Raw genomic sequence first — 7,667 nt, 5'->3', positions numbered from 1 at the left:
TATAAAAGTCACTAAAGAAATTCCCATCACCACTGGGACAAATACTCCACTTATCTTATCTGCAAGTCTTGAAATAGGGGCTTTAGAGCCGGCAGCCTCCTCCACCAGAGAAATTATCTTATAAAGAGCTGTATCTTCTCCTACATTAGTTGCCTCAAATATAAAATATCCTGAACAACTTATAGTTCCGCCCACTACCCTATCACCTGCTATTTTATCTACAGGTATGCTCTCACCTGTCACCATTGCCTCGTCAACTGCTCCACTTCCACTTACTACAACTCCATCTACAGGTAAAGTTTCTCCGGCTTTTACTACAACTAAATCCCCCGTTTCAACCTCCGTAACCAAAACCTGAGTCTCTTTTCCATCTTTCATAATCATTGCCATGTCAGGCATTAGCTTTACTAGCTTACTTATAGCCTCAGTAGTCTTCTTCTTACTCCTTGCCTCAAGAAATTTTCCAAGAGTAATTAAGGTAAGTATAGTACCTGCCGAATCAAAATAAAGATTCATTGCAAAGGGTATAGAATCCTTCGTACTACCTATAGAAATAAAATATGCCATTGCATAAAGTGAATACAAGCTATATAAAAATGAGGCTCCTGAGCCTATAGCTATTAATGTATCCATATTAGGACTTTTCTTAATAAGATGCTTTATGCCACTTATAAAAAATTTTCTTCCTGTAAAAATAATAGGAATTACTAAAAGCAACTGAGTAAGTGCCAACAAAAGTTTCCCACTATCTCCCATAAAAGGACTCGGAAATGGAGCACCAAACATCCCCCCCATTCCAAAGTACATAAGTGGAATTAAAAATATAAAAGAAATTACTGCTCTTCTTTTTAGTTCTTCTGAAAAATCTTCCACTACATCTGTAGAATTAACTTTACTTATCGTTTTTCCTTTTCTAAGCACATTTGCCCCATAACCTGCATCTGTTACGGCTTTGATTATCATTTCATCTGTAAGACCATCAGATAGTTCCACCGTCATCTTGTTTTGCATAAGATTAACATTTACATTCTCAGTACCCTCAAGTTTTTCTACAGCCCTCGTTACAGCCGCTTGGCAGGCTGCACAGGACATACCTGTTATATTGTAGGTTTCTTTTTTCAATTTCCACCTGCTTTCTATATTGCTTGCATATCATTTTCTCAAAGATAACTCCTCTGGTTATGTTTCAAGCCTTCTATAAGGCGTAAAAAAGTGTGTAGTGTTCCTTGATAAAATGTCTATGCTTACAAAATTTCATTGCACACAATTTATTTATATAAAGTTTAACCCTCCTTAACTAAAAAGTCAAGGAGGGAAATCTTTTACAACTTTAATCTTAATTGTGAGTTAATTTTAATTTTATTTTGCACCCGGTTTACCAAGAAGTCTGAACATATTTGCCTTATAAAACTCCACACCCGGCTGGTCAAACGGATTGATACCGAGCATATAACCGCTTACACCTACTGCAAATTCAAAGAAGTAGAAAAGTTCACCAAGATGGAACTCAGTCTGCTCAGGTATCTCTATAAGGAGATTTGGTACATTTCCCTCTACATGAGCTGCAATAGTTCCTTCCATAGCACACTTATTTACATAGTCCATAGTCTTTCCTGAAAGGTAATTGAGACAGTCTATATCATTTTCAGCACTCTTAAGAGTAAAATCTCTTCTAGGTTTTTCTACCTTAAGCACCGTCTCAAACATAAGCCTTGCTCCATCCTGAATAAACTGTCCCATAGAATGGAGATCTGTAGTAAGATCAACTGATGCAGGGAAGATACCCTTTTGGTCTTTACCCTCGCTCTCTCCATAGAGCTGTTTCCACCACTCTGAAATAAAGTGAAGACTAGGCTCGTAGTTTGCAAGAATCTCAACACTCTTGCCTTTTCTATAAAGAATATTTCTAACTGCTGCATAAATAAGTGCAGGGTTTTCTGCATAATCTTTGCTTAAACAGGTTTCTCTAAAATGTGCCGCACCTTCCATAAGCTTATCAATATCAGCTCCACTTGCAGCTATTGGAAGAAGACCTACTGCAGTAAGCACTGAGAAACGACCACCTACATCATCAGGAATTACAAAGCACTCATAACCCTCTTCGTCTGAAAGTGTCTTAAGTGCACCACGAGCCTTATCTGTGGTAGAATAAATCCTCTTAGCCGCACCCTCCTTACCGTATTTCTTTTCAGTAAGTTCTCTGAATACTCTGAATGCAACCGCAGCCTCTGTAGTTGTACCAGATTTTGAAATTACATTTACAGAAAAGTCTTTATCTCCTATAAGGTCAATCAACTCCTCTATATAAGCACCGCTCATGCTGTTACCTACATAATAAATCTGCGGAGCTTTACGCTGTTCTTTGGATAAATCATTATAAAAACTATGTTTTACAAAGTCTATCGCAGCCCTTGCACCAAGATAAGAACCACCGATACCTATTACAAAGAGAATATCGGAATCATTTCTAATCTTCTCCGCCGCCTTTTTAATTCTTGCAAATTCTTCTTTATCATAGTTTACAGGAAGGTCTATCCAGCCAAGGAAGTCCTTTCCGTCACCATTTTTTTCTGTAAGACGTTTAGCCGCATCTAAAACAGCTGGCTTAATACTCTCTATTTCATGTTTACCTATGAATTTCTCTGCATTTTTATAACAAAATCCTATTGTATTCACTGTAAATTCTCCTTATTTTTTATTTGCTTATAAAATTAATCAGCCGTTATCATTCATCATAAATTCAATCAGTTTCTTTGTATCCTCCGGCTCATAAGCTACTATTTCCATTTCAGGTATTGTGCCTGATGAAAAAATATTAGCAAGGGAAACATACTGCGAAAGCTTTGACTTAAGGTTTAGGCGGTCACCTTCATTTGTTACAAGCTCCACCTTACCACTACATTTATCAACTAACTGGAAGAACTTTTCGATATTGTTAATATTCGTTATCTTCATACTATTTCCTCCTATGAAATATTATAATTTACTGCTTAGATTATCATACCTTATTGATGATTTGTCAAGATAGGTTTATAATAACTATTGAAACTAAAGATTAGAAAGGAAGGGTTAAATGAAACTGATAAGCCTGAAATGCCCACACTGTTCAGGAACACTTGACATAAAAAAAGAAGAACAAGGTGATTTTACCATATGTCCATTTTGTGGAACCAAATTTTTTCTTGAAGAGGAACAGCCTAATATAAATCAGACAATCAATATTAAAGAAGTTCACATAGGTGATACAAAAAAATCTACTGTAAACAATTATACCTCAACGAATAATCTTGCTCCTGTATTAGGAATTATTATAGCTATAATTGCTGCCATACTTATCTTCACTCCTACTCTATCTAGACATAATATAATATATGACATAGGCTCTATGATGCCAAGTGAAGTCTTAACTCCTGAATCTGCTTACGAATATCACACTGTTCCTGAAAGCAAAGCTGTGAAAGAGTTTGTAGAAATTGTTTTTAAAAAATCCCTGTCTGAAATTACAAATGCTGAATATTCGTCTATTAAATATTTAAAAATACGCAGACAGCCTGTTAAAAGCATTTCATCTAAAACTGCCGACACTCCTTGGCTCTTTACTTATGCCAAAAAAACTGGGGAATACGGTACTCCTGTAAAGCCTAATACCATAACCATTAAAGGAACAGAAAATATTATTGAAGAAGATGTTCAGGTATTTACAGGTTTGGAATCTTTAGATTTAAGCAATGAATCTGATATAAATCCAGCCGTTCAATACAATACTGTAGATTTTAGCAATCTTAAAAACCTTCATTATTATACAGGCTCCTCCGGCGAATCCCTTAAATATCTTCCTTTATTCTATGATATAGAAAATATCTACGGACTTGGAAGTACCTATGTAGACGATGAAGAATACCTGACTGAACTAAAGAAGTTTACCAAATTAAAAACCTTAAGTTCTAGAAATATAAATAAAAAGTTTGCTAAGGATTTGACCTTTCTCTCCTCATTTCCTGACCTTGAGAAACTCAGTCTTAGTTTTTCTTCAGGAGAATCTTGGGATTTGGCAGGACTATCTGCACTTACTAAATTAAAAACACTTAGCATAAATGGTTTTGATACCAAATTTGAGCATTTTAATGTATTTTCCGGCATGCCACAACTTGAAGAAATTGCTTTTGATGATGTAAAAGATTTGAAGACTCTTGACTTTGTTAAAAATATGCCAAACTTAAAGAGTCTATATATTGAAGACTGCCCTATTATAAGTCTAAACGGACTTAAGAACTCCCTCTCTCTTACAGAGTTATCTCTTGATAGCTGTCATGATTTATCAGATGTAAGTGCCTTAGCTACCTTGACCAGCTTAAAATCACTTGACATAGCCTATATTTGGAATTTTGACCTTAAATATCCAAAGCTTAATAAACTTACTGCCCTAAGCAATGTAAAAATAGAATCCGGACATTTAGACATAATTTCCGGTCTTAAGTCCATAAAAAAACTGTTCATCTACGAAACCTCAGACTATTATTCCTTTAAACCTCTATTGGGACTTAAAGAACTTACAGAAGTCGAACTTCAAGGCTATAACTGGGCACAAAAAGAGGATATGGCGCAGTGCTTATCAAAACTTCCAAAGCTTAGGACTCTCATATTTGGATATGACTGTCTTGCACACTATGGTGATTATACTGATATATTTTCACTACCTCAGGTCACAAAACTGCAAATCCAACCGTACGATACCGGTTCAAGCTACATAAATCTGTCCATAAACAGATTAAAAAAGAACAAAGTGCTTAAAGAACTTGATACCGGTGCAGCCGAGATTTATAATCTAGATACCGATAGTGGAACTGTAGAAAAATTAGGAGTTTATGCTAACAAATTTCTATCCTGTTTCCCTAAATTAAAGAAACTTAATGTTTCACATTCTCATATTCAGGATTTGAAGTTTGTTAGCAAAATGCCCGATTTGGAGATTTTGAATATCTCTGACAATTATGTCACTGACATATCTAAGCTGTTAAGCCTAAAGAAATTGAAAAGTTTAATTTGTGATAAGGGACAGATTGTAAATTTAGATTTACTACCTGAAAAAGTTAAAATAAGCGAGTAATATTATACTAATATAACTTCATCACCTACCTGCTTATTGTCCACATCGCATACCTATCAGTCACAACTTGATCTTTTATTCCTTCACTCACTAAGAGCCTATTATCATTGGTAAAGAGAATGATATCAAAATCACTTCCATTCTCTTTCCAATATTTGATTGCCCCATCCTCACCCATAACAAAGAGGCTAGTTGATAGCGTATCAGCAAGAGTTCCATCCCTACTGACTATGCTTACAGACTTAAGTCCGCTATCACTCGGCCTCCCAGTTCTCGGATCTAAGATATGGTGGTACCTCACCCCATCTTCTTCAAAATATCTTTCATAACCTCCGGAGGTAATTACTGCACTATTTTCTATTCTTATTGCAAGCATATATTTTTCAGGCTCGTTAGGATCTCTTACTGCCACATTCCAAAGAGAACCATCTGGTTTTTTATTTAGGCCAAATACATTCCCTCCAAGATTTATAATAGCAGATTCCACCCCTTCTTCTGTTAAAACTTTAACAAGTTCATCGGTGATATACCCCTTCCCGATTCCTCCAAAATCTATTTTCATTTTTTTGTTCTTAAATAAAATCTCATTAGTATTTTCATTAAAAATAACCTTATCCACACCGATGTTACTCAGTACAGTCTTTATCTCTTTCTCTGAAGGCACTTTATAATTTTTAGTTGGAAATCCCCACAATTCCATAAGAGGATAAACAGTTATATCAAAAATTCCACCTGTTTTTTTATTAAGCTCCAAAGATTTTTTTAAAAGAACAGCACTTGTACTTGAAAGCACAGCCTGCCCCTCCCTATTCAACCCACTTACTTCACTGTCTGCTTTACCAGTGCTAAGAAGATTATCAAGTTCAATAATTTTGGTTTCAAGTTTTTTTAAGACTTCCTCTCTTTTACTTCCATAAACCTTCATTGTTATAACTGTATCAAGGGCAAATATCTCACTTTCTGAGGTTTCTTCCCTCTCTACATCTATTACAGAACCTAGCTCACTGCTAATTGCAACAGCTTTGTTTATGTTTGGCTTATCATTCCTTACATTCAAACTTTCATTACTGCAAGAGGTCAGACAGCTTACTATAAGTGTGCATAGTGATATACTTATTTTTTTAATGATAATTTTTCTCATTTTTAATTCCAACTTTACACAATCTTATTTTACTAATATTTTTCATACAAAAAGCACAAAAATTCTTTTGCAAACTATCTTGCAGATGATTTTTATGCTTTTATTTATCTTATATTATTCTTACCACATATCTGCTAAATCATAAATCAGTCTTTCTGTCTTTTCCCAACCAAGACAAGGGTCTGTAATGGATTTACCATATATATGCTCATTTTCCTTTTGGCATCCGTCCTCAATGTAGCTTTCTATCATAAGTCCTTTAACTATTTTCCTTATATCATCAGACACATTCCTGCTATGGAGCACATCCTTGCTTATACGAATCTGTTCTATAAACTGTTTACCTGAGTTAGCATGATTGGTATCTACTACAATAGCCGGATTTGCAAGATTTCTTTCTGCATAAAGCCTGATTACCTCCTGCAAGTCCTCATAATGATAATTAGGAATATTTCTTCCATATTTATCTACTGCACCTCTAAGTATGGTATGGGCAAGTGGATTACCTGTAGACTCTACTTCCCAGCCTCTGTAAAGGAAGGTATGAGCACTTTGGGCTGCAACTACCGAATTCATCATTACAGTAAGATCACCACCTGTTGGATTCTTCATTCCAACTGCACCTTCTATGCCGGAAGTAGTAAGCCTATGCCCCTGATTTTCTACTGACCTTGCACCTATGGCCACATAGTTTAGTACATCTGAAAGGTATCTGTGGTTTTCAGGATAGAGCATCTCATCAGCACAGGTAAAGCCTGTTTCTTTAATAGCCCTTATATGAAGATTCCTAATTGCAATTACTCCCTTAAGCATATCCTCACCTTTTTCAGGATCCGGCTGATGGAGCATCCCCTTGTAACCTGTTCCCACTGTTCTAGGCTTATTGGTATATATTCTAGGCACAATAAATATCTTATCCTTCACCTTTTCATAAACCTTAGCAAGCCTTGAAATATAGTCAATAACAGGATCTTCGTGATCAGCAGAACAAGGTCCTATTACAAGGAGCATTCTGTCATCCTTTCCCATAATTATGTCACTTACTGCCTTATCCCTCTTTCTTACTATTTCTCCCATCTCTTCTGTAATAGGATACTCGGCCTTAAGCTCCTTTGGCACCGGTAATTTTCTTTTAAAGTTCATATTCATCTCCATATCTTTTCCTACCTTTATTCTTAAATATTAGGGTATCAAAAGATAATATACCCAATTATTCATGCCTAATATCAGTTTATTATAACCTAGAAAATGTAATATTTTCAAGGGTTACAATAAATTAAAAAAGTGAATTCAGTATTGTAATTCCAGCTACTTACTTATCTTTTTAAAATATAAATATTTTTGTCTATTCTGTACATTAAACTTTCTAAACTTTGTGCACTTTGTCGTTGTCTGAAAATTCAAAATATATTATAATAT

The 7,667-nt window shown here is 35.2% G+C and carries 6 protein-coding genes; 1 reads left to right on the top strand and 5 read right to left on the bottom strand.

Annotated features, from left to right (window positions below):
- From ACTTG8_RS09240 to ACTTG8_RS09230, 3 genes are all read right to left on the bottom strand, one after another.
- Nucleotides 1-1,122 (bottom strand): heavy metal translocating P-type ATPase (locus tag ACTTG8_RS09240; protein WP_442561824.1); only part of this gene is annotated, 1,122 nt, incomplete at its 3' end.
- Nucleotides 1,123-1,359: 237 nt separating this feature from the next.
- Nucleotides 1,360-2,676 carry a glucose-6-phosphate isomerase gene (locus tag ACTTG8_RS09235; RefSeq protein WP_442561823.1) on the bottom strand — a complete coding sequence of 439 codons (1,317 nt, stop codon included), beginning with the start codon at nucleotides 2,674-2,676 and terminating at the stop codon, nucleotides 1,360-1,362.
- A 39-nt stretch (nucleotides 2,677-2,715) separates the two neighbouring features.
- Nucleotides 2,716-2,955 (bottom strand): hypothetical protein, encoded by a 240-nt coding sequence (locus ACTTG8_RS09230; RefSeq protein ID WP_023353659.1) that lies wholly within the window; start codon nucleotides 2,953-2,955, stop codon nucleotides 2,716-2,718.
- Nucleotides 2,956-3,073: 118 nt separating this feature from the next.
- Here ACTTG8_RS09230 and ACTTG8_RS09225 point away from each other — a divergent pair, with 118 nt between their 5' ends.
- On the top strand, nucleotides 3,074-5,107 hold the full coding sequence (locus ACTTG8_RS09225; protein ID WP_442561822.1) for a leucine-rich repeat domain-containing protein: 2,034 nt from the start codon (nucleotides 3,074-3,076) through the stop codon (nucleotides 5,105-5,107).
- Between the two features lie 25 nt (nucleotides 5,108-5,132).
- Here the strand turns inward: ACTTG8_RS09225 and ACTTG8_RS09220 are convergent, their stop codons facing one another.
- Together ACTTG8_RS09220 and ACTTG8_RS09215 are read right to left on the bottom strand one after the other, a co-directional pair.
- Nucleotides 5,133-6,248, bottom strand: a complete 1,116-nt coding sequence (locus tag ACTTG8_RS09220) for an FAD:protein FMN transferase (RefSeq protein WP_442561821.1) — start codon at nucleotides 6,246-6,248, stop codon at nucleotides 5,133-5,135.
- A 120-nt stretch (nucleotides 6,249-6,368) separates the two neighbouring features.
- Entirely contained in the window at nucleotides 6,369-7,397 is a 1,029-nt protein-coding gene (locus ACTTG8_RS09215; protein ID WP_442561825.1) for a 3-deoxy-7-phosphoheptulonate synthase, read from the bottom strand.
- Nucleotides 7,398-7,667 lie beyond the last annotated feature (270 nt).

The sequence above is a fragment of the Catonella sp. genome (assembly GCF_052173895.1).
Classification (GTDB): Bacteria; Bacillota; Clostridia; order Lachnospirales; family Lachnospiraceae; genus Catonella.
This window is presented reverse-complemented; position numbering and strand designations above follow the sequence as displayed.